Genomic DNA, 24,262 nt, shown 5'->3' on the forward strand with positions numbered 1-24,262 from the left:
AATACCAGATATTGAAATCTGGGCACCGCACCATCACATATCTAGCAACCCGTAAATCCTGGTAAGGAGCAGCCTATGGCTACCGTTAAAGTCGATACCTCCAACTTCGCCACCGAAGTGCTGCAGTCTGCAGAGCCTGTCGTCGTTGATTTCTGGGCCGAATGGTGCGGTCCGTGCAAGATGATCGCCCCGGCTCTGGAAGAGCTCGCCGTGCAGTTCGAAGGCAAGGTCAAGGTTGCCAAGCTCAACATCGACGAGAATCCGGAACTGGCCGCCCAGTTCGGCGTTCGCTCGATCCCGACGCTCGCCATGTTCAAGGCTGGCGAAGTCGCTGACATCAAGGTCGGCGCCGCTCCCAAGACGGCCCTGCAGAGCTGGATCTCCAGCGCAGCCTAATCGGTATCGATTGTATGGAACAAGAGCCCCGCTTCGGCGGGGTTTTTTGTTGGTCGGAGAGCACGGGCCATCTTCTCCCTTCGAGGCTTCGCGCCTCAACAACGGTGTTGTGCTTGCACTTGCTCATGGGCCGCCGCCCCGATCCTTCGACAGGCTCAGGATGAGGTGGAGCGAGTTGCCAACCAGTTGAGGAGCGGCCCTCATGGTGAGGAGGCCCGCAGGGCCGTCTCGAAGCAAGAGAGCAGGTGGTGAGTAACAACCCCGCCGGAATTACCGCGGCGGCGTGCCGTTGTCGGCAAGAACATCGCCGACCAGATAGAGGGAACCGCCGATCAGGATGCGCGGTGCCGGCGAATTCGCCACAGTCATAGCCTTGATCGCATCCAGCGCCTCGCCCACAGTCGACATGGGCTCTGCGATCAGACCGGCATCGTAGGCGGCATTCGCCAGGATGACCGGATCGACCATGGCTTCGCTGCCGCGAATCGGCACGCAATAGACTTTCTCCGCAAGACCGGCAAAAGCCTTGAAATAGCCGATTGGATCCTTGGTGTTGATCATTCCAATGATCAGGAATAAGGGCCGCGGCTGACGCTCTTCAAAATTGGCCATGGCCTCGGCGATGACTTCGCCGGCGCCAGGATTGTGGCCGCCATCGATCCAGATCTCGGCGCGTTCGGGCGCATTTGCCACCAGATCGCCTTCCGTCAGCCGCTGCAGGCGGCCCGGCCATTCGACCGATGTCATCGCCTTTTCCATCATCGCTTCGGTGACGACGAAACCAGCGGCCTTGACGGCGCGGATGGCGGCAGCGGCATTGCCATATTGGTGACGGCCCGGCAGCCGCGGCAGCGGCAGATCGGCCAAACCGAACTCGTCCTGATAGACCAGCTTGCCATATTCCTCATGGGCGGAAAAATCCTGGCCGAAGACGGCGGTCGGGCAACGAAGCCGCTCGGCTGTCGATATCAGCACGTCAAGCGCGGCATCATAGTCCTGATGGCCGATGACGACGGGATGGCCCGGCTTCATGATGCCTGCCTTTTCCGCTGCGATCAGTTCGACGCGGTCGCCGAGATAGGGCTGGTGATCGAGCGAGATCGGCATGATGACGGAAACGGCCGGATCGGAAAGGACATTGGTGGCATCGAAACGGCCGCCAAGTCCGACCTCGATGATCGCGACATCGGCCGGATGCTCGGCAAAGAGGAGAAAGGTCGCGGCCGTCAGGATTTCGAAGACGGTGATCTTCTGCCCCTCATTCGCCTTGGCGATGCGCCTGAGCACATCGGCGAACACGGTATCGTCGACGAGCTTGCCGCGGCCACCCTTGACGCCGATACGGTAGCGCTCGTGCCAGTTGACGAGATGCGGCGAGGTATGGACATGGACGCTATAGCCACCCGCTTCGAGCAGCGCACGGCAAAAGGCCGTCACCGAACCCTTGCCATTGGTGCCGGCGACATGGATCACCGGCGGCAATTTCTGGTGGGGATTTCCGAGGACGTCGAGCAGGCGGGTTATTCGTTCCAGAGACAGATCGAAGCCCTTGGGATGCAATCCCATGAGCTTCTCGATCTCGCGTGCTGCCTCGCTCATTGCGGACTGATCCATAGACGTCATCCCGCACCTCCGCCCGTCGGCAATCGATGATGTCAGGCGCTCGCTGCTATCGCCAGTGCCGCGCCATTCTTGTTCTTGACCGATACGTCGTTTGCCGGCGCCTTGGTCAGGATCTTCAGAAGCGTCGCCAAAGTGTCCGGAATGTCATGACGCTTGACGACCATGTCCACCATCCCGTGCTCCAGCAGGTATTCCGAGGTCTGGAAGCCCTCGGGAAGCTTTTCGCGCAGCGTCTGCTCGATCACGCGCTTGCCGGCAAAGCCGATTTCGGCGCCGGGTTCGGCGAGATGAATGTCACCCAGCATGGCGTAGGAGGCCGTGACGCCGCCGGTCGTCGGGTTGGTCAGAACCACGACGTAGGGTTGGCCAGCTTCCTTCAGCATGTCGACGGCGACCGTCGTGCGCGGCAGCTGCATCAGCGACAGGATGCCTTCTTGCATGCGGGCGCCGCCCGAAGCCGGGAACATGACCAGCGGACACTTTTCGGCGATAGCGCGCTCGAAAGCCTTCACGATGGCTTCGCCGGCGGCCATGCCGAGCGAACCGCCGATAAAGTTGAATTCATGCACGACAGCCACGAGCTTCAGACCACGGACCTTGCCGAGGCCGGCAAGAATCGTATCCTCCTGCTCGGTCTTGAGGCGACTGTCCTTCAGGCGGTCGGTATATTTCTTCGAGTCGCGGAACTTCAACGGGTCCTGCGCGACCTTCGGCTGCGGCAGGGCTTCGTATTCACCATTGTCGAAGAGATCGGCAAGACGGGCCTTGGCCGGCATCTTCATGTGGAAGCCGGATGCGGGGATGACCCACTTGTTCTCTTCCAGATCCTTATGGAAGACCATTTCGCCCGTTTCCGGGCACTTGATCCAGAGATTCTCCGGAACCTCGCGACGGCCCAGCATGGAATTGATCCGCGGGCGGACGTAGTTCGTGATCCAGTTCAATTCGAAACTCCTAATCGACCGAATTAATCGATATCCTAGCCGTCACCAAATGCCCATAGGGCTTTTCCCTCAATCCGCAGGGGATTGCTGAGAGGCCTATATGGGGAAACTATTCGGCGGCAACAAGGCGGGCGGAACGCGTTCCCGTCGACAGGCCGCGCACCAGGGTGGCAACAGCCTGGATGGTGTCTGCCGTTGCCTTGCCATCCTTCGTGAGGCTGGTGGCAATCTGATTGACGATCGCGGTACCGACGACGACGCCATCGGCGGCAGCGCCGATCAGCTTAGCGTGCTCGGCGGTCTTGACGCCGAAGCCGACGCAGACCGGCAACTCGGTGTGCTGCTTAATGCGCTTGACGGCGCCCGACACCAGCGACGGATCCGGCAGCGCCGAACCGGTGATGCCGTTCATAGAGACGTAATAGACGAAGCCGGTCGTGTTCTTCAGAACCGTCGGCAGGCGCTTGTCGTCGGTGGTCGGCGTTGCCAGGCGGATGAAGTTGATGCCCTTGCGGATCGCCGGAATGCAAAGCTCGTCATCCATTTCCGGCGGCAGGTCGACGACGATCAGGCCGTCGATGCCGGCAGCCAGCGCATCATCGAGGAACCTTTCGACACCGTAGATGTAGATCGGATTGTAATAGCCCATCATCACGATCGGCGTATCGGCATCGACTTTCCGGAAATCGGCGGCGAGCTGCAGGGTCTTCTTCAGCGTCTGGCCGGCCTTCAGGGCGCGCTGGCCGGCAAGCTGGATCGCGGGACCGTCGGCCATGGGATCGGAAAAGGGCATTCCAAGTTCGATAACGTCGGCGCCGGCTTCCGGCAGCGCCTTCATGATGCCGAGGGAGGTCTCGTAATCGGGATCGCCGCCCATGAAATAGGTGACGAGTGCCGGGCGGCCTTCAGCCTTCAAAGCGGCGAAGCGTTTGTCCATACGTGCGGTCATGGCGTCTACCTCACATTCCCAGAATCTTGCCGACGGTGAAGATGTCCTTGTCACCACGGCCGGAGAGGTTCATCAGGATGATCTCATCCTTGCCCATCTTGGGGGCGCGCTTGATCACTTCGGCGAGCGCATGGCTCGGCTCGAGCGCCGGGATAATGCCTTCGAGGCGCGTCAGCGTCTGGAAGGCTTCGAGCGCCTCATGGTCCATGATCGGCACATATTCGGCGCGGCCGATATCGTTCAGCCAGGAATGTTCCGGGCCGATGCCGGGATAATCGAGGCCGGCCGAAATCGAATGACCTTCCTTGATCTGGCCGTCGCCGTCCTGCAGCAGGTAGGTGCGGTTGCCATGCAGCACGCCGGGCGAACCGGCGGTGATGGAGGCGCAATGCTCATCACCCTGCAGGCCCTTGCCGCCGGCTTCGACGCCGACGATCTTGACGCCCTCGTCATCCAGGAACGGATGGAAGATGCCGATGGCATTCGAGCCGCCGCCGACAGCCGCTATGACGAGATCCGGCAAGCGGCCTTCGGCCTCCAGGATCTGCGCGCGGGCTTCGGTGCCGATCACGGCCTGGAAATCGCGAACCATTTCCGGATAGGGATGCGGGCCGGCGGCCGTACCGATCAGATAATAGGTGTCGTCGACATTGGTGACCCAGTCGCGAAGGGCTTCGTTCATCGCGTCCTTCAGCGTGCCGCTGCCGGCCGTTACCGGAACAACCTCGGCGCCCAAGAGCTTCATGCGGAAGACGTTCGGCGCCTGGCGCTCGACATCGGTCGCGCCCATGTAGACGACGCAGGGCAGGCCGAAGCGGGCGGCAACCGTCGCCGAGGCCACGCCATGCTGACCGGCGCCGGTTTCAGCGATGATGCGGGTCTTGCCCATGCGCTTGGCGAGCAGGATCTGGCCGATGCAGTTGTTGATCTTGTGCGAGCCGGTGTGGTTCAGCTCCTCACGCTTGAAGTAGATCTTGGCGCCGCCAAGCTCGGCCGTCAGGCGCTCGGCGAAATAAAGCGGGCTCGGGCGGCCGATATAATGCGTGCCGAGAGCCTTCAGCTCTGCCTGGAAGGCCGGATCGTCCTTCGCCTTCGCCCATTCCTCCTGCAGATCCAGGATCAGCGGCATAAGCGTTTCGGCTACGAAACGTCCGCCGTAAATGCCGAAACGGCCATCCTCGTCGGGGCCGGAGCGGAAGGAATTGAGTTTAGGCGTCTGGTTCACTTTCTACTCCCTGCTGCCGGTTCCGGCAGACATGCTTCTGCAAAAGCGTCGAAAAACTGGTCGATCTTGCCGAGATCCTTCACACCAGGCGCACTTTCCAGCGCCGAGGAGAGATCGATACCGCTGGCCTTGGTGGAGGCCAGTGCCTCGGCGACATTGTCCTTGTTGACACCGCCGGACAGCATATAGTCCACCCGATCGTCGACCCAACTCATCAAGCTCCAATCGAAGGATACGCCATTTCCGCCCGGCAGCTCCGAACCAACAGGCGGCTTGGCGTCGAACAGGAAGCGGTCGGCAATACCGATATAGGATTCCACCCGCTTCAGATCGTCGGCGTCTCGCACCGACATGGCCTTCATGACGGGGACATTATAGACCGCTTTGATGGTCAAGACACGCTCGGGGCTCTCATTGCCGTGGAGCTGCAGCATATCCGGCTTCACCAGCGACATGATCTCATCGAGATCGTCATTGGTCGGGTTGACCGTGACGGCGACAACCTTCGCCTTGCCGCGCGCGCGCTCGGCAAGCTCGCCGGCGAGATCCGGCTCGATATAGCGCGGGCTTTTTTCAAAGAAGATAAAGCCGATATGGGTAGCACCGCGCTCAAGAGCACGATCCACCGCCTCCGGCGTCTTCAGACCACAAATTTTGATATCGGGGTTCATGGCAGCGGAGTGACACGAAATTTCGCAAGAGTCGAGCCTAAAGGCGACGTTGGCGGGATTTTTGCGTGGCTCCAAGGCCATCGTATATGAAATAGAAAGTGCCCCTCACCCAGCCCTCTCCCCGTTTTGACGGGAAGAGGGGCAATCTGGCAAAACTCCTTCGCCCCGCGTGCGGGGAGAAGGTGGACTCGAACAGTTGAGCGAAGCGAACTGTGAGAGGACGGATGATGGGCCAACCTGCCTATATGCGATTGCCTTGCGCACCTCTATGCAGCTCAATCAAAATCAATCGCATGCAGCTGGCTGCCGTGGCGCTTCAGCCAGGCTTTGGCCTCGTCCATATCGGGGCAGAGTTTGCGGCAGAGCGCCCAGAAGCGCGGGCCATGGTTCATTTCGCGCAAATGCGCGACTTCGTGGGCGGCGAGGTAATCGATGACCAGGGGCGGCGCCATGACGATGCGCCAGGAGAAGCTCAGGTTCCCTTGCGAGGAGCAGGAGCCCCAACGGCTGCGGGTATCCTTCATGGTGACGGACGTGACGCTGGCGCGGATGGCCTTGGCGTGGACAGCCACAAGCTTTTCCAGATCGGCGCGGGCCTCTTTCTTCAGGAAAGTGGCGATGCGGCGGCCGGCATGTTCCGGCATGCCGCTGACGCGCAGCACCGGAACGCCCTCGACGACGATGGCTTCGGTGAGGCCCCGCAAGGTTCCGGTGTGCTCGATCCGGTGGCGCACGCCGCGCAGGAGGATTTCGCTGCCGCCGCGCAGGCTGTTGTCGACGGAGAATTTCGCGAGCTTGGTCAGCAGCCAACCCTGATGCCTATCGAGGAAGGCATTGACCTCGCGTGCCGCCAGGCCACGCGGGATGGTCATCTTCAGCGATCGCCCGCCAGGCTCGATCCGGAGCGTGATGCGGGTGGCGCGCTCGTGCTGGCGGATCGTCAGGGGCATCAACCGGCCGGCAACATCGAGCGTACGCGTTTCCGGTGCGGCCACCTTGGCTTGCGGTTTGCGGGGTCTGGAGAGCAGCGGAAACATGAGGCAGTTTTATATGATTCGCGGGGATTTCTGGCAAAGAAAAACCGGCATCGAGCGATGCCGGTTTTGACCTCGTGACGGAACTCCCGTCACGGCGTCTTGAACTCGGTTGGCGAGCCGCCATTGTCATTGCGCTTGACGCTGTTGCGCTCGCGCATGAAGCGGTCGAATTCTTCCTGATCCTTGGCGCGGCGCAGTTCGCGAGCATAAGCATCGAATTCGGCGCGCATTTCGTCCAGCTTGCGGCGCTCCTGTTCGAGGCGCTCAAGCTCTGCCCGGCGCCAGTCGTCGAAGGCGACGTTGCCGGTGGAGGAAAAGGAATGGCGATGACGATTGCGATAGCGTCCGCAGCCAGCAAACATGCCGTCGGTCCTTTCATTCACATCCCGTTTGAATTCCCGCAAACGTTCTCCGAAGAGAATATAGGCGAGCATGGCGAAGCCAAGCGGCCAGAAGACCACGAAGCCAAGCACCATCAGGGCAATAGTAGCCGGAGTCCAATCCGGGCGAAGCAATGCAGATTGGTTCATTGTCAGGTATCCTCGCACTGCGCATTGCCCCTCGACCGACGCCGGTCAATGGTCAGGCTTCTGCGCGGTTTTTAAAGCTCTACCTGCATCTCAGCGCGTTCCAAGGACGCGCGGCGCGGTAAACGGCCCGATCATCTCTGCGGTACCGCCGGATTCGAGATGGTAACCTGTTCGTGAGGCTTCAATGGGATCGCTTGATGGAATCGGACAAGTGCTTGAATCGGCGCGGATAATTCAACAAAAGCTAATATTTTGCATAGTAGGGCAGTTCGGCTCATCAACAAGTTCCGAACTGCCCTATCTATTTGATCTTACTTCTTTCAAGCGGATTTTCCGCCCTTGATGACCCGCTTGACCACCGACCGGCCGGTGCGGGCATGTTCGCGGGTGAAGGCCAGGATGCGCGGCGCAATTTCGCGGCGGAAGCGCGAGCCGTTGAAGACGCCGTAGTGGCCGACATCCGGCTGCAGGTAGTGCATGCGCATATGGTCGGGGATATTGGTGCTGATGGTCTGCGCCGCATGCGTCTGCCCGACGCCGGAGATATCGTCGTTTTCGCCTTCGACGGTTAGAAGCGCGACGTTGCGAATAGCTGAGGGATCGACGCGCTCGCCGCGATGCATCAGCTCGCCCTTTGGCAGCGCATGCTTCATGAAGACCTGATCGACCGTCTGCAGATAGAATTCCGCCGTCAGATCCATGACCGCCAGATATTCATCGTAGAAATCGCGGTGCTTCTCCGCCGGTTCGCCGTCATTCTTGACGAGGTGCACAAAGAAGTCCTTGTGCGCGATCATGTGTCGGTCGAGGTTCATCGACATGAAGCCGGAAAGCTGCAGGAAGCCGGGGTAGACCGGCCGCATGAAGCCCGGCTGCGGCCAGGGCACGTTCATGACCACATTGTCGGCGAACCATTCCAGCGGCTTTTCCTTGGCAAGCTGGTTGACCGCCGTCGGATTGATGCGGGTATCGATCGGGCCACCCATCAGCGTCATGGATGAGGGTGCCAGGCGATCACCCGCCGCTTCCATCACAGCAGCGGCGGCCAGGACAGGCACTGACGGCTGGCAGACGGCGACGACATGCGTATCCGGCCCGAGGTGGTGCAGCATCTCGATGATGTAATCGATATAGTCGTCGAGATCGAAGGTGCCTTCAGTCATCGGCACCATGCGGGCATCGATCCAATCGGTGATGTAGACATCGGCACCCGGCAGCAGTGCTTCCACGGTGCCGCGCAGCAGCGTCGCATAATGGCCCGACATCGGCGCGACGATCAGGATGCGCGGATCGGCGCTGTGGCCGGCGGGCAGGCTGCGCTCGAAATGGATGAGATTGCAGAAGGGCTTCTTCCAGACGATCTTTTCGTGAACCGAGACCGGTTTGCCGTCGATCACCGTCTCCGGAAGGCCGAATTCCGGCTTGCCGTAGCGCCGGGTGGTGCGCTCGAAAACTTCGAGACTGGCCGTCAAGGTGCGGCCGAATACCGTATGCGAAAGGGGATTAAGGGGATTGGCATAGGCCAGGCGCATCATGTCCGCCGCGGCGCGAAAGGGTGCGAGAGCGGCGTGATTGAGTTCGTAAAACTGATAAAACATGGGGGCTTTACCTTTCGTGATGCGAGGGCATTCGGCCGCGCAGATCACCTAAATCATTGAAGCGCACGCGCCTTGCGTGTCGCTGCCTTCACTGCGGCGCTCCTCCGGTCGCGCTGTGCAGCAGGATAATGACGGTTCCTCGTGCGCGATCATTATCCTTCCTATAATCCAACCTAGCAGTTTTTGCTGCAGAGCAACATAACTACAATTGGTTCTTATCGATAAAAAACGCCGGAGAATTGCTTCCCCGGCATCAAGAATGATCTCAAAAGGTTAAAGTTCCTGAGCTTCGCACGCCTTACGCGTCGGCCAGGAAGGTCTGGCGCTGCGTGCCCAAGCCTTCTATGCCCAGCTCAACGACATCGCCCGGCTTCAGGTACTGCGGCGGCTTCATGCCCATGCCGACGCCCGGAGGCGTGCCGGTGGAGATGACGTCGCCGGGATGTAGCGACATGAACTGGCTGAGATAGGAGACGAGATGGGCAACGCCATAGACCATGGTCCTGGTCGAGCCGTTCTGCATCATCTTGCCGTTGACCTTCAGCCACATGCCGAGATTCTGCGGATCGGCAATCTCATCCTTGGTGACCAGCCAAGGGCCGATCGGGCCAAAGGTGTCGCAGGACTTGCCCTTGGTCCACTGTCCGGAGCGCTCGGTCTGGAAGGCGCGCTCGGAGACGTCGTGGGAAACGCAGTAACCGGCGACATAATCAAGCGCATCGGCTTCGCTGACATATTTTGCCGTCTTGCCGATAACGACGCCAAGCTCGACTTCCCAGTCGGTCTTTTCGGAGCCGCGCGGGATCAGCACATTGTCGTTCGGGCCGACGATGGCCGAGCTTGCCTTCATGAAAATGATCGGCTCCGGCGGCACGGTCGCGCCGGTTTCGGCGGCATGATCAGAGAAGTTCAGGCCGATGCAGATGAACTTGCCGGTGCCCGCAACGCAGGCACCGAGGCGGCCTTCCGGCAATTCAGGTAGGCTTTTCGGATCAAGGGCTGCGATCTTCGCAAGACCTGCCGGCGAAATGGCCTCACCGCCGATATCGGCGACGTGGGCGGAGAGATCGCGGATCTTGCCGTCGCTATCCAGAAGCGCCGGCTTTTCCTTACCGACTTCGCCAACACGCAACAGTTTCATGGACTTTCCTTCCCTGCATCTTCAAAGACGAGATTACTCTTACGATAAAATTGCTGGCACCATATATGAACGAGTTATTCACCAGTGTCACCAATCGATTTTGAGGAGCCTAGCACGGTTCGGCTCTTCGCGCCGGAAAAACAGCTTTTCTAGTTCGGGGATAATGACCTGGCGATTTCGACGATGACATCGAAAGCCATATCGATGTCATCAGCCGTCGCCTCAAACTGGCCGGCCTGAAAGCGGATGACCAACCTGCCGCCAACGCGGGTCTGCGTCAGATAGATGCGGCCATCATTGTTGATGGCATTGAGTAGCCCCTGGGTGTGGCTTTCCTGATCGATACCCGCGGGCGCCTTGTGATCGAAGGAAAACAGCGATAGGAACGGTTCGGTGACGATTTCGAAATCGGGCTCGGCGGCGAGACGCTTAGCCAGATTCTGCGACCAGGAGACATGATTTCGGATCATCGTCCGCAATCCTTCCAAGCCGTGATAGCGCAACAGGAACCAAAGTTTGAGCGCGCGGAAGCGGCGCCCAAGCGGCACCGACCATTCCGAGTAATTGATGATACCGTCATGGCCATGCGTGCGGAGATATTCGGGCTGGATCGCCAGCGTGCGGACCAGCGTCTCCGGCTCGCGCACGAACTGGACGGAGCAATCGAATTGCGCGCCGAGCCATTTATGCGGGTTGAAGACGACGGAATCGGCATGCTCGACGCCGTGCCACAGGGTGCGGAACTCCGGGCAGATCATTGCCGAGCCAGCCCAGGCGGCATCGACATGGACGTAGAGCCCATGCGCATGGGCCACCTTAACGACAGCGGCGATATCATCGCAGGCACCGACGCTGGTGCCGCCGACACAGGCGATGACGCCGGCCGGCAGCAGTCCAGCAGCGCGATCACGCTCGATCGCATCGGCAATTGCTTTCGGATCCATGGCTTTGTTGGGACCACCAGAGGGAATCCGCACCAGATTTTCCTGCCCGACCCCGGCAATCCAGATGGCGCGGTCAATGGACGTATGGACCTGATCGGTCGAATAGATGCGCACCGCTTTGTTGGCCGCAAGTCCGCGTTTGTTGCCCTGCCAGTCCAGCGCTCTTTCGCGCATCACGAGGACGGCGGCAAGCGTTGCTGTCGAGGCGGAATCCTGAATGACGCCGGTGAAGCTTTCCGGCAGACCGAGGGCCTGCCGCAGCCAATCGACAACTTTCGTTTCAAGCTCGGTGGCGGAAGGTGACGTCTGCCAGAGCATGCATTGAGCGGCGATGGCGCTGACCAGATATTCGGCAACCACCGAGACGGGAGCGGCGTTGGCTGGGAAATAGGCAAAGAAGCGCGGGTGCTGCCAGTGCGTCATGCCGGGCACCAGGATATCCTCGAAATCTTTGAAGATATCCTCCATCGCTTCGCCCGATTCCGGTGGAGAATCAGCTATATGCGCCGATATTTCGCCCGGCGCCATCTTCGCCCGGACCGGCCTGTCACGAAGCGACGCGCGGTAATCCGCGCCCCAATGTGCCGCTTTCTCCGACCACTGCCGGAACTCTTCCCAGTTCATGACGATCCTCCCTGATCCATCGAACGAGGGGACCTTAGACCGGTTTTGGAACTCGGTCGAGTATCAGAACAGCTCGTCCAGCGCCGGTCCGAGCGGCACGATACCGGTGGGATTGAGCGTCGAAATCGAGTAGTATCCGCGCTTGATATGATCGAAATTCACCGTTTCGGCAACACCCGGCCAATCGAGCATCCGGCGACAGAAGGACTGGAGATTGGCATAGTCCGACAGCCGGCGGAGATTGCATTTGAACAGGCCGTGATAGGCGACGTCGAAACGGACGAGCGTGACGAAGAGCCTGATATCGCTTTCGGTTGGATGCCCGGTGAAGAGAAAGTCCTTGCCCTCTAATTCCGTCTCGACCTGATCGAGGCAATCGAACACCTCATTGAAGGCCTCTTCATAAGCAGTCTGCGTCGTTGCAAAGCCAGCGCGGTAAACGCCGTTGTTGAGCGCGGGATAGATCCGGGCATTGAAGCTGTCGATCTCGTCCCGCTTGCCGGCCGGATAGAGATCGATCTCGTTGCGGGCAAGATCGCCGAAGCCGTCATTCAGCATGCGCAGGATATCTGAGGACTCGTTGTTGACGATCGTGCCATTCTGCTTGTCCCATAGGACTGGCACCGTGGCGCGGCCGGTAAAGTGAGGATCGGCCTTCGTGTAGATTTCATGCATATAGGTAGCGCCGTTTATAGGGTCCTTTGTCGCGCCGGGATAATCGCCGAACCGCCAGCCCTGATTGGAGAGCGCCGGCTCGACCACGGAAACCGAAATAGCCTCTTCCAGCTCCTTCAGCTTGCGGCCGATCAGGGTACGCGACGCCCAGGGGCAGATCAGCGCGACGTAGAGGTGATAGCGGCCAGCTTCCGCCTTGAAACCGCCCTCGCCCGTCGGCCCCGGCCGGCCATCCGGCGTCACCCAGTTGCGGAAGCTCGAAATCTGGCGAACGAAACCGCCCTTCTCATCCTTGGCCTGGACAGGCTGCCAATCCTCAGTCCATTTTCCATTTACCAGCAAGACTCTATCTCCGCGTCGCACACGTTCCTATCGACGCTCAGCATAGCGAAACAGAATTTCACCGGAATAACGCAAACTTGAAACAGACTGTCTACCTGGCGAATGTAGATGCCTCTATGTATCAAACAACGCGTTTGCGAACAGGTTTATCGGAGAAATCCCATGGCAAAATCCGTTTCCCACGTCAGGACCGACCATGCCAGTCGCTATCTCCAGCAGCTCTGCAAGCATTGGAGCCATCGCTTCAGCGTGGAATTCGATGCGGCTGTCGGCAAGGTGCCGTTCAGCGCGGAAACTTTCCTCGATCTGGCAGCCGAGCCCGGCACCCTCGTCATGACGCTGACGGTCGAAAAGCCCGAAGACCTTGAGCGCATGCAGAACGTCGTTGCCGACCACCTCAAGCGCTTCGCCTTCCGCGAGGAGCTTGACGTGAGCTGGACTGCTCCAGTTTAAGTTTCCGTCCCTTTCATAACCAGCCAACGGCCAGCTTCGACCGCCCGCGGCCAATCATCTCCAAGGAAAGAAGCCCTCATGACATCAAGCAACAGCCGCGAATCCCAATATCCGATCGATAAGCTCTTTCTCGACCGCTGGTCGCCGCGCGCCTATTCCAACGAGGCGATGCCGGAAGCAGACCTGCTGACCATTCTGGAAGCAGCGCATTGGGCACCTTCCGCCTCGAACCTGCAGCCCTGGCGCTTCCTCTATGCGCTGCGCGGCTCGGAACATTGGGATCGGTTTTTGAGCGTCCTGATCGACTTCAATCAAGGTTGGGTGAAATCCGCCGGCGCGCTGCTTTTCGTCATTTCCCGCACCCACAGCGGCGAGCTTGGTTCGGCCGAACAGAAGCCGAGCTACAGCCATTCCTTCGACGCCGGAACGGCTTGGGGTTTCCTGGCAATACAGGCACATTTAGCCGGCTATGAAGCCCATGGCATGACTGGCTTCCACGTCGAGAAATCCTATGAAGTCCTCGGTATTCCGGATGGCTTCCGCGTCGAAGCGGCCGTCGCGATTGGCAAGATCGGTGACAAGAACCAGCTTCCGGAAAAGCTGCGCGAGCGCGAGGTGCCGAGCCAGCGCAAACCACTTTCGGAACTTGCTTTCAACGGCACCTTCATCGCCAAGTAACCGATGAAAAGAAAAGGGCCCGCCGAAACATCCGGCGGGCCCTTTTTGCATGTGATGTAAACGATCAGATGTCGAGATTGGCAACGCTCAGCGCGTTATCCTGAATGAATTCGCGCCGCGGCTCGACCTCATCGCCCATGAGCCGGGCAAACAGACCGTCGGCATCGGTCGCATCCGTGACCTTTACCTGCAGCAGCGAGCGCACGTTCGGATCAAGCGTCGTTTCCCAGAGCTGCTCGGCATTCATCTCGCCAAGACCTTTATAGCGCTGCAGCGTCAGCCCCTTGCGGCCGCTGGCAAAGATCGTGTCCAGTAGCTGGCGGGGACCGGAAATCTCCGTCTCGCCATCGCGGCGAACAAGCTTCGGCGGTGTGACATAGACTTCCTTCAGCCGCGAGCCGAGCTGGTCGATCAGGCGGGCATCCTGTGAACCGATGAGCGCCATGTCGAGGAAGACGACTTCCTTGACGCCACGCACCGTGCGCTCGAAGCGCAGGCCGCCCTCGCCGGTCACAGCACCGCTCCAACCACGTTCGGTTTCCTCGGCGATGACGTCGAGCCGCTTGGCAACGTCGTTGACGAGCGCTTCCGCCCGCGTGGGATCGCTGACCATTTCGGCGTTGAGGGCCCCTGCGATTGCAGCCTGTTCGACCACGGCGCGATTGTAGCGGGAATGCAGATTATCGATCAGCGTGCGCAGGCGCAGCGCATCATAGATCGCTTCGCGCAGATCCTGGCCAGTACGGACTTCGCCGTTGCCGAGGCGCAGGCTGGTATCTTCGGTGCCCTGGCCAATGAGATACTCTTCCAGCGCCTTCTCATCCTTGACATATTGCACCGACTTGCCGCGCGTCACCTTATAGAGCGGCGGCTGGGCGATGTAGAGATGGCCGCGCTCGATGAGATCGGGCATCTGCCGGAAGAAGAAGGTCAGCAGCAGGGTGCGGATATGCGCGCCGTCGACGTCTGCGTCCGTCATGATGATGATCTTGTGATAGCGCAGCTTTTCGGCGTTGAATTCATCCTTACCGATGCCGGTGCCGAGTGCGGTGATCAGCGTACCGATTTCCTGGCTCGACAGCATCTTGTCAAAGCGGGCGCGCTCGACGTTCAGGATCTTGCCACGCAGCGGCAGGATGGCCTGGTTTTCGCGCGAGCGGCCCTGCTTGGCCGAACCGCCTGCCGAGTCACCCTCGACGAGGAAGACTTCGGATTTGGCGGGATCGCGCTCGGAGCAGTCGGCAAGCTTGCCGGGCAACGAGGCAATATCCAGTGCGCCCTTGCGGCGCGTCAGTTCGCGCGCCTTGCGGGCGGCTTCGCGAGCCGCAGCAGCTTCGACGACTTTGCCGACCAGAACCTTGGCTTCGGACGGATGTTCTTCGAGCCAAGTGCTGAGGGCTTCGTTGACCAGGCTTTCGACGACCGGACGAACCTCAGAGGAAACCAGCTTGTCCTTGGTCTGCGAGGAGAACTTCGGATCGGGAACCTTAACCGACAGCACGGCGGTCAGGCCTTCACGGCAGTCGTCGCCCGTCAGCGTCACCTTCTCCTTCTTGGTGATGCCAGACGAATCGGCATAGGAGGTGATCTGACGCGTGAGAGCCGCGCGGAAGCCGGCCATATGGGTGCCGCCGTCGCGCTGCGGAATGTTGTTGGTGAAGCAGAGCACATTTTCGTGGTAGCTGTCGTTCCACCACATCGCCACTTCGACAGTGATGCCGTCCTTCTCGCTGCGGATCGATACCGGCTTCTGGACGAGCGGCTTCTTGGCGCGATCGAGATAGGAGACGAAGGCTTCCAGGCCGCCGTCATAGAGCATTTCTTCCTGCTTGACGTCGGAATGCCGCTTGTCGGTCAAGAGAATGCGGACGCCGGAATTCAGGAAAGCGAGTTCGCGCAGGCGATGCTCCAGCGTTCCGTAATCGAATTCCGTCATGGTGAAGGTTTCGGCACTCGGCATGAAGCTGACTTCGGTGCCGGTGGCTTCGCCGGCATCGCCTGTTACCTTCAGCGGCGCGTCGGCAACACCGTGGGTAAAGCTCATCTCATGGATCTTGCCCTGGCGGCGGATCTTCAGGCGCAGCCAGACGGAAAGCGCGTTGACGACCGAAACACCGACGCCGTGCAGGCCGCCGGAGACCTTGTAGGAATTCTGGTCGAACTTACCGCCGGCGTGAAGCTGGGTCATGATAACTTCAGCCGCCGAAACACCTTCGCCGCTGTGAATATCCGTCGGGATGCCGCGGCCATTGTCCGTGACGGTAACGGAGCCGTCGGGATTGAGCGTCACCGTCACGATATCGGCATGGCCGGCCAGGGCTTCGTCAATTGCGTTGTCGACGACCTCATAAACCATGTGATGCAGACCCGAGCCGTCATCCGTGTCACCGATATACATGCCCGGACGCTTGCGCACGGCATCAAGGCCTTTCAAAACCTTGATGCTATCTGCACCATATTCGGCATTGCCGCCATTATCGGTAATATCGGTCATTTTATTGAAGTCTTTCCAGCGTTTAGAGAATATCGCCGATCCCTTGCGAATCAGCGGTTTTTCCTAGCCTGAATATAGGATGTTTCACCCTGAAGTTCCAAACGGAAGGCCCCGAAATCAGGTATAAAACAGGGGATTAAGGCGGTTTTCAGCCGGTTTTTCCGGCATTTTCCAGAACCTTTGACAGTTCGCGGATCGTTGCCGCGTCAAGGTTGCGGATCTTGCCCGCCAAGTGGTTGACAAAGGCCGTATATTCCGGTGCAAGCCCGGATGTATCGACGACAACGCGCGGGTCGGAAAATCGTGCGAGCAGGAACAATTCCTCGGCCTCGTCCCAGATAATGTTGAAATAGCCGGCGATGCGCTGCAGGAGATCGAAGGTTGGCAGACCACGCTTTCCGTGTTCTAAGGCGGATAAATAAGCCGGAGTCACGTTCAGCGCAGCCGCCATCTGCTTCTGCGAGACGCCCTTGCGCAGGCGCAGCTTGCGAACCGCTTCGCCGAACGGGGTCAAGGCTTCTCCCCTTTCAGGCGCGACAGGCGAATATAGAGCGCACCTTCGCCGCCATGATGCTGCGCTGCCGTCTCGTAGGAAGAAATCAGGAACCGGAATTCAGGTTTGGAGAACCACAGCGGCACGGCACGCTTCAGCGCCCCCTCGCTGCCCATGGAGCTGCCCTTACCTGTTATGACGAGCACATGGCGCAGGCCGCGGCTATGGGCGCGCATCAGGAAATCCAGAAGCATGCCATGGGCCTCGCTCTGGAAGAGGCCGTGAAGGTCGATCCTCGCCTCCAGCGCCAGATGACCCCTCGCTATCTTGCGTTTGACGGGACGTTCGAGCGGATGATGACGACCGGCGGGCTGCTTGGCCGGCGCCGGGGCTTCCTGCGTTTCAGCCGAGGGAGATACGGGTTTCGTCTTTGCAGCCCGGGTGCGTTCCTCGCTTTCGGCTTCTGCCTGCAGTGCGGCTTCGAAGGCCTCGATATCAGCCACGCGTCCTGGCATAGGGCGCGTGCTCTTGGCGACCTTACCCCAGAGGATGCGATCCTCCGCGCTGAGCTTTCGTTCCTTGTCCTTCCGTTCCGGGGCCATCAGCCGAACCTCTGCGCCGCCGCCTTCGGAATGAGTATATAAAAATCGGCATCGTTGCGCACGGTGCCGGCCAGCTCGCCTGCATCGTAGCCCGAACCGGTAAAGATATCCCCGCGCGCCGGCCCGACGATAGCGGAACCCGTATCGAGCGCCAGCATCAGCCGGGCGAAGGGCTTGCCGGCATCGAGATGGGTCAGGCTTTCAGACCGAATGAAGAAGGGAAAACCGAAAGTGTGAATGAGCCGGTCGACTGCAAGAGACCGGCCAGCCAGCAGCGGCACCTTCGCCGCTGCAATCGGCCCGAGAGCGGGATCGCTGACATCGGCCTCACGGAAGAAAATATAGGACCGATTGTGCCAGAGGACTTCATCGACCTGCTCCGGATGTGCGTAGAGCCAGTCGCGGATCGTCTGCATGGAGATCGTCGTGCGATCCAGCAGCCCACGGTCGATCAGCAAACGCCCGACGGCCGAGAAGGGATGACCAGCCTTGGCGGCATAGGTGATGCGGCCGAGGCGCCCATCCGGATAGCGCAGACGCGCCGCGCCCTGTACATGCACGAAGAAGACGTCGACCTTGGATTTCGCCCAGGCGATTTCCAGCCCTTTGCCTTCGAGATAGCCGCGATCGATCTCGCCGCGGTCTGGATAGGTGGAGATTATCCCGTTTCGCAGCCGTCCGAACATGTAGGATGAGTCAAGTTGCGCGGGTCGATTGCTGTCATCCAGATCGATCAAATCGTCCGGCCGGCGATAGAATGGATAGCGGTAGGTTTCGGTCGGCTCGGCCGAGACTTCTATTTCCGGCTCGAAGAAGGCGGTCACGAAGCCGGTCGCACCGCCATCTCGGCGAATGAAGAAGGGCTGGCAGTGCTCCTCGAAAAAAGCACGGGCTTCTGCCGCACTGCGCGGTTCCTTCCCTTCTGCGGCATCGAGGAGCGTCAGGAGATCGTCGGCTGTCAGTCCCACCGCACCCGCGCGATAGGGCTTCACATCGCGGATGTGAGTGCGACAGTCCTTCATCGCGCGAAAAAGGCTGGAAGGATCGTCCTCCTCCCAGCCCTTCAGATCGGCGAAGGTTACCGGCTCCAGCCTGAATTCCTGCGATGGGCTCGTCATTGTTCCGATTCGGTCGCCACGAGTTTCCAGTTCGGATCGCGCGAACGCGTGTCGCGGGCGAAGGTCCATAGATCGCTGATCTCGGCAACAGCTTCAGCATCGCCATCAATCAAGGTGCCAGCCTTGTCGTAGGTGGCGGAGATCATTTGGCTGATGATGCGCATGGTGATCAGAGCATCCGTTCCCTTCACCTCGGCAGTGACGATATCGGCCTTATCAATGCCGACGAAGGTCGATTTGACCTTTTCACCCTTGGCTTCGCGATCGGCGATGGCGGCATCGAAGCCCTCATAGACCTCACGCGACAGCAGCCCCTTCAGCGACTTGCGATCGCCCTCGGCAAAGGCCATGACGATCATCTCATAGGCCATGCGGGCACCGTTGACGAATTCCTTCGGATTAAAGGAAGGATCGGCTTTGCTCACTTCGCGCAGCGAATCATTAAGCGGCGTGCCGGCCGGGGTGAAGGCATCGATGGCGGCAAAACGGTCTTCCTCTTCGGTGCCATCGCGGCGCGGCAAGGTCACCACCTTGCCGGCATCCGGCGGCGTCGGGCCATTGGCCGGATCTGCGGAACCATAGAGATCGCGCGGCGGCTTCTCATTTCCTGTGCGGCGGCCGAGAACGCTGCGCAACTGAAAGAAAATCAGCACCGCCGCCACCAGGAAAAAGATCGTCACAAAGTCGTTTGCACCCATCTCGTATCGGAACCACCGTTAAAATTAAAAGATCAGTCCCCATATAGTCCGCATCGATCTATCATTCAAATAGCGGCCCGGTTTCTTTATTATATGCGAGAAACCAACGCTTACGCGAAGAAACCCGCTCTCAGGACCACCGTAACATGCGCCTATCACTTGTTCCTATCATCGTTTTTCTGATGCCTCTGGCTGAAATCGCCGGATTCATCGTCGTCGGAAAGTTGATCGGCGTCTGGGCGACACTGGGGCTTGTCATCCTCAGCGTGTTGCTCGGTGCCGCTCTCTTGAGGATCCAGGGCATCGGTATTCTCCAGCGCATCTCGGCCGAAAGCCGCAACGGCGGCGATCCCGGCCGCGAGATGGTGCATGGCGCCATGATCGTCGTTGCCGCCTTCTTCCTGATGCTGCCCGGCTTCATCTCCGATATCATCGGCTTGCTGCTTTTCATCCCGGCCGTACGTGATCTCGCCTGGCAGGTTTTGCGCAAGCGCATCGTCGTCGTCGGCAATTCGCGGGCGTTCCGCCGCGGGCAAAGCCCGGGCGCCGGACCGCAAGGCCGGCCGAACAAACCCGGAAACGTCGTCGATCTCGACGAAGGCGATTTCCATCGGGAGCCGAACCGCAACTCGCCCTGGTCGGATCAAAAGCGGCTGGAAGACTAGACAACGGCCTCCGGAGCGCCGGAGCCATAAGGGTTGTAAGCCCCTTTTCTAAATGCTAGATGGCGACACCCATCGAGACGTGAGAGGACACCCCCATGGCCAACGAGACCAACGGCAACGGTGCAGCCAGCCCGAGCCTCAGCATCCTTGCTCAGTACACCAAGGATCTTTCCTTCGAAAATCCGGGTGCTCCGCGCTCGCTCCAGGCCCGGGAAAATGCTCCCGACATCAATATCAATGTGAACGTCAACGCCAACCCGCTGTCGGATTCCGATTTCGACGTCGTGCTGACGCTGAGCGCCGAAGCCAAGGATGGCGAGCGCGTTCTCTTCCACACCGAGCTGGTCTATGGCGGCGTCTTCCGCGTGACCGGCTTCCCGCAGGAGCACATGCTGCCGCTGCTCTTCATCGAATGCCCGCGCCTGCTGTTCCCCTTCGCACGCCAGATCATCGCCGACGTCACGCGCAATGGCGGCTTCCCGCCGCTGATGATCGACCCGATCGATTTTGCGCAGATGTTCACGCAGCGCATGGCCGAAGAACAGGCCCGCGCTCAGGTTTCGGCTGTTCCGAACTAAGATTTTCGCCTCTTGGAAACAGAAATGCCCGGACACCAATCCGGGCATTTTCTTTTCGTACGCGAGAAAAGCAATTTACTCGGACGTGCGATATTTCGACCAGATGCCCTTCGCGCCGAGCTTGCTGACCAGTGCAGCATGAGCCGAAAGCTCTTCCTCACTCAGCCGAATGGGTAATGGATTGGGTCGAGTAAAGATATCGACGACCACCTCCCCAGCATCCTCACTCTGGCGCGAGCGCGCCGATGAACCGACAGCACTGCCGAGCCCGAGCGCCGTCTGCCGGCCACCGATCATCTCGATATAGACTTCGGCCAGCAGTTCGGAGTCGAGCAGCGCTCCATGTTTCGTGCGGTGCGAATTGTCGATGCCGTATCGACGGCAAAGCGCGTCCAGCGAATTCGGCCCCATCGGATGCTTGCGGCGCGCCATGGCGAGCGTATCGATCACCATGTCGGGCAAGATCGGCGGGCGGCCAAGCCTTGCGAACTCCGCATTGACGAAGCCCATGTCGAAGGTGGCGTTGTGCGCGATCCATTTGGCGTCGCCGAAAAATTCAAGAATTTCGTCCGCGACGGTTTCGAAGAGCGGTTTGCCCGTCAGGAACTCATCGGTAATGCCGTGCACGGCCAGAGCATCGGGATGCACTTTGCGGTCGCCCGGATTGATATAGATGTGCAATGTCTTACCGGTCGGAAAATGGTTGAAGAGCTCGATGCCGCCGATTTCGATGATGCGGTCTGCCCTGTTGTCGAGGCCGGTGGTTTCCGTATCGAAAATGATTTCGCGCATATCGGGACTTCGCTTTCCTATTTCTTGCTCTGCTGTTTGCGCCGCAGATCCGCGATGATCTCTTTGACCTGTTCGCCGGCCGCCTCGATGCTTCCGCCGGTATCGATGACATAATCGGCGCGTGCCCGCTTTTCCGCATCCGGCGTCTGGCGGGAGAGAATCATGTTGAATTTTTCCTCCGTCATGCCTCGCCGAGCAAGCACCCTCTCCCGCTGAATCTGTGGATCACAGCTGACGACGACGATCTTATCTAATCGCTTGTCGGCGCCGGTTTCGAAGAGCAGCGGGATATCCAGCACCACCATATCGGCGTCGGCCTCGCGCTGACGTTCCAGAAACAGACGCTCGCGATCGCGCACCAGCGGATGAACGATGGCTTCGAGACGCTTGAAGCCGGAGGGATCGCCCGCCAGCTTTTGGCTAAGTTTCTGCCGATCGACCCTGCCGTCAGCCGTTGTCCCGGGGAAAGCAGCTTCGACCAAGGGAACGGCTTCGCCACTATAGAGATCATGCACGACCGCATCGGAATCGTTCACAGGGATTCCGGCTTCAGCGAAGAGTTTCGCCGAGGTCGACTTTCCCATACCGATCGATCCTGTCAGTCCGATCCTGATCATGCTAGTGCTTTTCCATGTCGGCGATGATCAATGTCCTCAAGGTTTCATCGACCGCAGGACGCTTTCCGAACCATTTTTCAAAGCCCGGCACGGCCTGGTGCAGCAACATGCCAAGACCATCGACGATGGCGAAGCCCTGTTCCTCGGCCTGAGCGAGAAGCGGCGTCTTCAGCGGTACATAGACAATGTCGGTGACGACGGCGCCTTCCACAAGAGGAGAGAAATCGATCCGGGGTGCCACTTCGCCATCCATGCCGAGCGAGGTCGTATTGATAAAGAGGCCGGCACCCTGCATGACCTCGCCGAGTGCGGCCATCGGATGCGCATGGACCCTCGCGCCAAACCGATCCGCCAGTTCCTGCGCTCGCTGAACCGTGCGGTTGACCACATGGATTTCCTTGAAGCCGCGGTCGCGCACCGCCTGGATGACAGCGCGGCTGGCACCTCCTGCTCCGAGGATGACTGCACGATCACTGCGATCCCAACCGGGATGACGCTCGTCGAGGTTCGCTGTGAAGCCGCGGCCATCGGTATTCGTTGCATGCAACTTGCCATTTTCAAGCCACAGGGTGTTGGACGCGCCCAATTCTTCCGAAATTTCGTCGGGCCTATCGGCGTGCTTGAAGGCTGCTTCCTTATGGGGGATGGTGACGTTGCCGCCGACGAAGCCGCTGGAACCGTCCTTCAAGGATGAGACGAAGGCTTCGAAAGCCTCTACGGGAACTTCGTATGCCCGGTAGCTACCGGCAAGCCCGAGCTGCTTCAACCAGTAACCGTGGATCAAGGGCGAGCGCGAATGCCGAACCGGATAACCCGTTACGAAAGCGTTTACGCTTTGTGTTTCACGTGAATCATCCATCGATCGTCCCCAACTCTCGCAGTTTTTCCAGAAGCGGCAGCATCGGCAAACCGACGATGGTGAAATAATCGCCGTCGACTTTCGAGAAAAGCTGGATGCCCTCGCCCTCAAGCTGATAGGCGCCGACGCTCGACAATGCCTTTTCCCCGACGCGGCTCAGATGTCGATGGATGAAATCGGCCGGCAGCTCACGCATGGTCAGATCGGCGCGGGATACATGTTCCCAGATGATGTCGCCGTTGCGCGCCAAAGCGATGGCGCTGTTCAGCCGATGGGTTTTACCCGATAGCGTCCGCAGATGATTTTCCGCCTCCGCCATCGACTTCGGCTTGTGAAAGACCCGCGCACCCAGCGACATGGTCTGATCCGAACCGATCACGAGCGATCCGGGGAAGCGATCGCTCACCTCTTTTGCCTTCGCCTTTGCCAGCACGAGCGCGACAGCATCCGGGCTGGCACCACCCATTTCCAGGGGTGCTTCGATCGCGCGCTCGTCGATATCGGCAGCAATAGCCTGAAAATGCAGCCCAGCATTTTCCATCAGCATCCGGCGGAACGGACTGGACGATGCGAGGATAAGGGGCGAGGTCATGACGGCTGCCTCCGAGATAATCATGTGCAGCGCTTAGCGCAGCTTGGGTCGCAGGGCAACAATCGCGGCAGCAGTCTCTTCGATCGAACGACGCGTGACATCGATGATCGGCCAGTTATGTCTGGCGCAGAGCGAGCGGGCATATTTCAGCTCTTCGGAGATGGCGGCCCGATCGGTGTAGTCGCCGCGGTCGAAGCCAGGAGTCGTACCGAGGATGCGATTTTCGCGAACCTGCGAGATCCGGTCCGTCGTCGCCACCAATCCGACGATCAACGGCTTTGTCGCCTTGATCAGGCTTTCCGGTAATGGCACACCGTGGACGATCGGAATATTGGCCGTCTTGATGCCGCGATTCGCAAGATAGATGCTCGTCGGCGTTTTCGAGGTGCGGCTGATACCAATGATGACGACATCGGCATCATCATAGTCATCGGGCATCTGGCCGTCGTCATGATCCATGGTGAAGTTCAACGCTTCGATGCGGGCGAAATAATCCGCATTCATCACATGCTGCGCGCCGACGCGCCGACGCGAGGCCGTGCCGAGATAGGTCTGGAAGACATTCATGACCGGCTCGAGAACATTGACGGATGGTACGCCCATCTCCCTGCAGCGCTCGGCGATGAAATCGGCAAGTTCGCGATCGACGATCGTATAGAGGACAATGCCGGGGCTGTGATCGATCGCTTCCAATACAGGCAGAAGCTGCTTGCGATTTCTGATCAGCGGATAGACGTGCTCAATCGGCTGGCTAGCATGGAATTGCACAGAGGCCGCGCGGCCGGCGGAGATGAGAGTCTCGCCCGTTGAGTCAGAAATCAGATGCAGATGAAAGAAGCTAGTTCGGTTTTCCACGCTACTTTCCATCGCCTGTTGATATCTCGGGAGAAAAGAGAGGTACGAGAAGGGGGCCATCTTGGGCAA

General features: G+C 59.6%; 26 protein-coding genes. 5 read left to right on the forward strand and 21 right to left on the reverse strand.

Annotation, left to right across the window (positions count from 1 at the left end):
- The first annotated feature begins 75 nt into the window (after positions 1-75).
- On the forward strand, positions 76-396 hold the full coding sequence (trxA, locus tag GDN47_RS25890) for a thioredoxin (protein ID WP_069613933.1): 321 nt from the start codon (positions 76-78) through the stop codon (positions 394-396).
- 270 nt (positions 397-666) lie between these two features.
- Here trxA and GDN47_RS25895 read toward each other — a convergent pair whose 3' ends face one another.
- From GDN47_RS25895 to GDN47_RS25945, 11 genes are all read right to left on the reverse strand, one after another.
- On the reverse strand, positions 667-1,995 hold the full coding sequence (locus tag GDN47_RS25895) for a bifunctional folylpolyglutamate synthase/dihydrofolate synthase (protein WP_173002577.1): 1,329 nt from the start codon (positions 1,993-1,995) through the stop codon (positions 667-669).
- Between the two features lie 56 nt (positions 1,996-2,051).
- Positions 2,052-2,963, reverse strand: a complete 912-nt coding sequence (gene accD, locus GDN47_RS25900) for an acetyl-CoA carboxylase, carboxyltransferase subunit beta (protein WP_069613931.1) — start codon at positions 2,961-2,963, stop codon at positions 2,052-2,054.
- A gap of 109 nt (positions 2,964-3,072) precedes the next feature.
- Positions 3,073-3,912, reverse strand: coding sequence for a tryptophan synthase subunit alpha (gene trpA, locus GDN47_RS25905; RefSeq protein ID WP_113389651.1), 840 nt, complete (start codon positions 3,910-3,912; stop codon positions 3,073-3,075).
- Positions 3,913-3,922: 10 nt separating this feature from the next.
- Positions 3,923-5,137: a tryptophan synthase subunit beta gene (trpB, locus tag GDN47_RS25910; protein WP_113352870.1), complete on the reverse strand. Its 1,215-nt coding sequence runs from the start codon at positions 5,135-5,137 to the stop codon at positions 3,923-3,925.
- Positions 5,134-5,808: a phosphoribosylanthranilate isomerase gene (locus GDN47_RS25915; protein ID WP_069613928.1), complete on the reverse strand. Its 675-nt coding sequence runs from the start codon at positions 5,806-5,808 to the stop codon at positions 5,134-5,136. The genes trpB and GDN47_RS25915 overlap by 4 nt, the downstream gene beginning before the upstream one ends.
- Before the next feature lie 275 nt (positions 5,809-6,083).
- Entirely contained in the window at positions 6,084-6,845 is a 762-nt protein-coding gene (locus tag GDN47_RS25920) for a M48 family metallopeptidase (RefSeq protein WP_152094558.1), read from the reverse strand.
- Positions 6,846-6,934: 89 nt separating this feature from the next.
- Positions 6,935-7,375, reverse strand: coding sequence for a DUF2852 domain-containing protein (locus GDN47_RS25925; RefSeq protein ID WP_113333416.1), 441 nt, complete (start codon positions 7,373-7,375; stop codon positions 6,935-6,937).
- A 320-nt stretch (positions 7,376-7,695) separates the two neighbouring features.
- Complete coding sequence (phaZ, locus tag GDN47_RS25930; protein ID WP_152094559.1) at positions 7,696-8,973, reverse strand: polyhydroxyalkanoate depolymerase; 1,278 nt, start codon at positions 8,971-8,973, stop codon at positions 7,696-7,698.
- A gap of 298 nt (positions 8,974-9,271) precedes the next feature.
- Positions 9,272-10,114, reverse strand: coding sequence for a fumarylacetoacetate hydrolase family protein (locus tag GDN47_RS25935; protein ID WP_113333418.1), 843 nt, complete (start codon positions 10,112-10,114; stop codon positions 9,272-9,274).
- A gap of 149 nt (positions 10,115-10,263) precedes the next feature.
- Positions 10,264-11,682, reverse strand: coding sequence for a pyridoxal phosphate-dependent decarboxylase family protein (locus GDN47_RS25940; protein ID WP_152094560.1), 1,419 nt, complete (start codon positions 11,680-11,682; stop codon positions 10,264-10,266).
- Between the two features lie 63 nt (positions 11,683-11,745).
- Entirely contained in the window at positions 11,746-12,699 is a 954-nt protein-coding gene (locus GDN47_RS25945) for a glutathione S-transferase family protein (RefSeq protein WP_145321707.1), read from the reverse strand.
- 162 nt (positions 12,700-12,861) lie between these two features.
- Here GDN47_RS25945 and GDN47_RS25950 point away from each other — a divergent pair, with 162 nt between their 5' ends.
- Positions 12,862-13,152, forward strand: a complete 291-nt coding sequence (locus GDN47_RS25950; protein WP_113333421.1) for a DUF2218 domain-containing protein — start codon at positions 12,862-12,864, stop codon at positions 13,150-13,152.
- Positions 13,153-13,230: 78 nt separating this feature from the next.
- Positions 13,231-13,830: a nitroreductase family protein gene (locus GDN47_RS25955; RefSeq protein ID WP_113389657.1), complete on the forward strand. Its 600-nt coding sequence runs from the start codon at positions 13,231-13,233 to the stop codon at positions 13,828-13,830.
- A 64-nt stretch (positions 13,831-13,894) separates the two neighbouring features.
- Here the strand turns inward: GDN47_RS25955 and gyrB are convergent, their stop codons facing one another.
- The 5 genes from gyrB to GDN47_RS25980 all read right to left on the reverse strand — a co-directional run bounded on the left by gyrB (position 13,895) and on the right by GDN47_RS25980 (position 19,235).
- Complete coding sequence (gene gyrB, locus GDN47_RS25960; protein ID WP_113352863.1) at positions 13,895-16,324, reverse strand: DNA topoisomerase (ATP-hydrolyzing) subunit B; 2,430 nt, start codon at positions 16,322-16,324, stop codon at positions 13,895-13,897.
- A 148-nt stretch (positions 16,325-16,472) separates the two neighbouring features.
- Positions 16,473-16,838 (reverse strand): helix-turn-helix domain-containing protein, encoded by a 366-nt coding sequence (locus GDN47_RS25965; protein ID WP_113333424.1) that lies wholly within the window; start codon positions 16,836-16,838, stop codon positions 16,473-16,475.
- On the reverse strand, positions 16,835-17,419 hold the full coding sequence (locus GDN47_RS25970; protein WP_113352861.1) for a Smr/MutS family protein: 585 nt from the start codon (positions 17,417-17,419) through the stop codon (positions 16,835-16,837). The genes GDN47_RS25965 and GDN47_RS25970 overlap by 4 nt, the downstream gene beginning before the upstream one ends.
- Positions 17,419-18,537 (reverse strand): murein transglycosylase A, encoded by a 1,119-nt coding sequence (gene mltA / locus GDN47_RS25975; protein ID WP_152094561.1) that lies wholly within the window; start codon positions 18,535-18,537, stop codon positions 17,419-17,421. The genes GDN47_RS25970 and mltA overlap by 1 nt, the downstream gene beginning before the upstream one ends.
- The gene (locus GDN47_RS25980; protein WP_152094562.1) at positions 18,534-19,235 is read right to left on the reverse strand and encodes a Tim44/TimA family putative adaptor protein; all 702 of its coding nucleotides are present in this window, start codon (positions 19,233-19,235) and stop codon (positions 18,534-18,536) included. The genes mltA and GDN47_RS25980 overlap by 4 nt, the downstream gene beginning before the upstream one ends.
- 146 nt (positions 19,236-19,381) lie before the next feature.
- Here GDN47_RS25980 and GDN47_RS25985 point away from each other — a divergent pair, with 146 nt between their 5' ends.
- Complete coding sequence (locus GDN47_RS25985) at positions 19,382-19,900, forward strand: FxsA family protein (protein ID WP_152094563.1); 519 nt, start codon at positions 19,382-19,384, stop codon at positions 19,898-19,900.
- 95 nt (positions 19,901-19,995) lie between these two features.
- Positions 19,996-20,478: a protein-export chaperone SecB gene (gene secB / locus GDN47_RS25990; RefSeq protein ID WP_069613913.1), complete on the forward strand. Its 483-nt coding sequence runs from the start codon at positions 19,996-19,998 to the stop codon at positions 20,476-20,478.
- Positions 20,479-20,553: 75 nt separating this feature from the next.
- Here the strand turns inward: secB and dnaQ are convergent, their stop codons facing one another.
- From dnaQ to GDN47_RS26015, 5 genes are read right to left on the reverse strand one after another with little or no spacing between them, the layout of a single operon-like run.
- Positions 20,554-21,270: a DNA polymerase III subunit epsilon gene (gene dnaQ / locus GDN47_RS25995; protein ID WP_069613912.1), complete on the reverse strand. Its 717-nt coding sequence runs from the start codon at positions 21,268-21,270 to the stop codon at positions 20,554-20,556.
- A gap of 17 nt (positions 21,271-21,287) precedes the next feature.
- Positions 21,288-21,887 carry a dephospho-CoA kinase gene (gene coaE, locus GDN47_RS26000; protein ID WP_152094564.1) on the reverse strand — a complete coding sequence of 200 codons (600 nt, stop codon included), beginning with the start codon at positions 21,885-21,887 and terminating at the stop codon, positions 21,288-21,290.
- Between the two features lies 1 nt (position 21,888).
- Positions 21,889-22,746: a shikimate dehydrogenase gene (locus GDN47_RS26005; RefSeq protein WP_152094565.1), complete on the reverse strand. Its 858-nt coding sequence runs from the start codon at positions 22,744-22,746 to the stop codon at positions 21,889-21,891.
- Positions 22,739-23,338, reverse strand: coding sequence for a Maf-like protein (locus GDN47_RS26010; protein ID WP_152094566.1), 600 nt, complete (start codon positions 23,336-23,338; stop codon positions 22,739-22,741). Before GDN47_RS26010 ends, GDN47_RS26005 begins: the two co-directional genes overlap by 8 nt.
- A gap of 33 nt (positions 23,339-23,371) precedes the next feature.
- Positions 23,372-24,193: a pyruvate, water dikinase regulatory protein gene (locus GDN47_RS26015; protein WP_113352854.1), complete on the reverse strand. Its 822-nt coding sequence runs from the start codon at positions 24,191-24,193 to the stop codon at positions 23,372-23,374.
- Between the last annotated feature and the right edge of the window lie 69 nt (positions 24,194-24,262).

The organism is Martinezella dioscoreae, from assembly GCF_009176305.1.
Classification (GTDB): Bacteria; Pseudomonadota; Alphaproteobacteria; order Rhizobiales; family Rhizobiaceae; genus Rhizobium; species Rhizobium dioscoreae.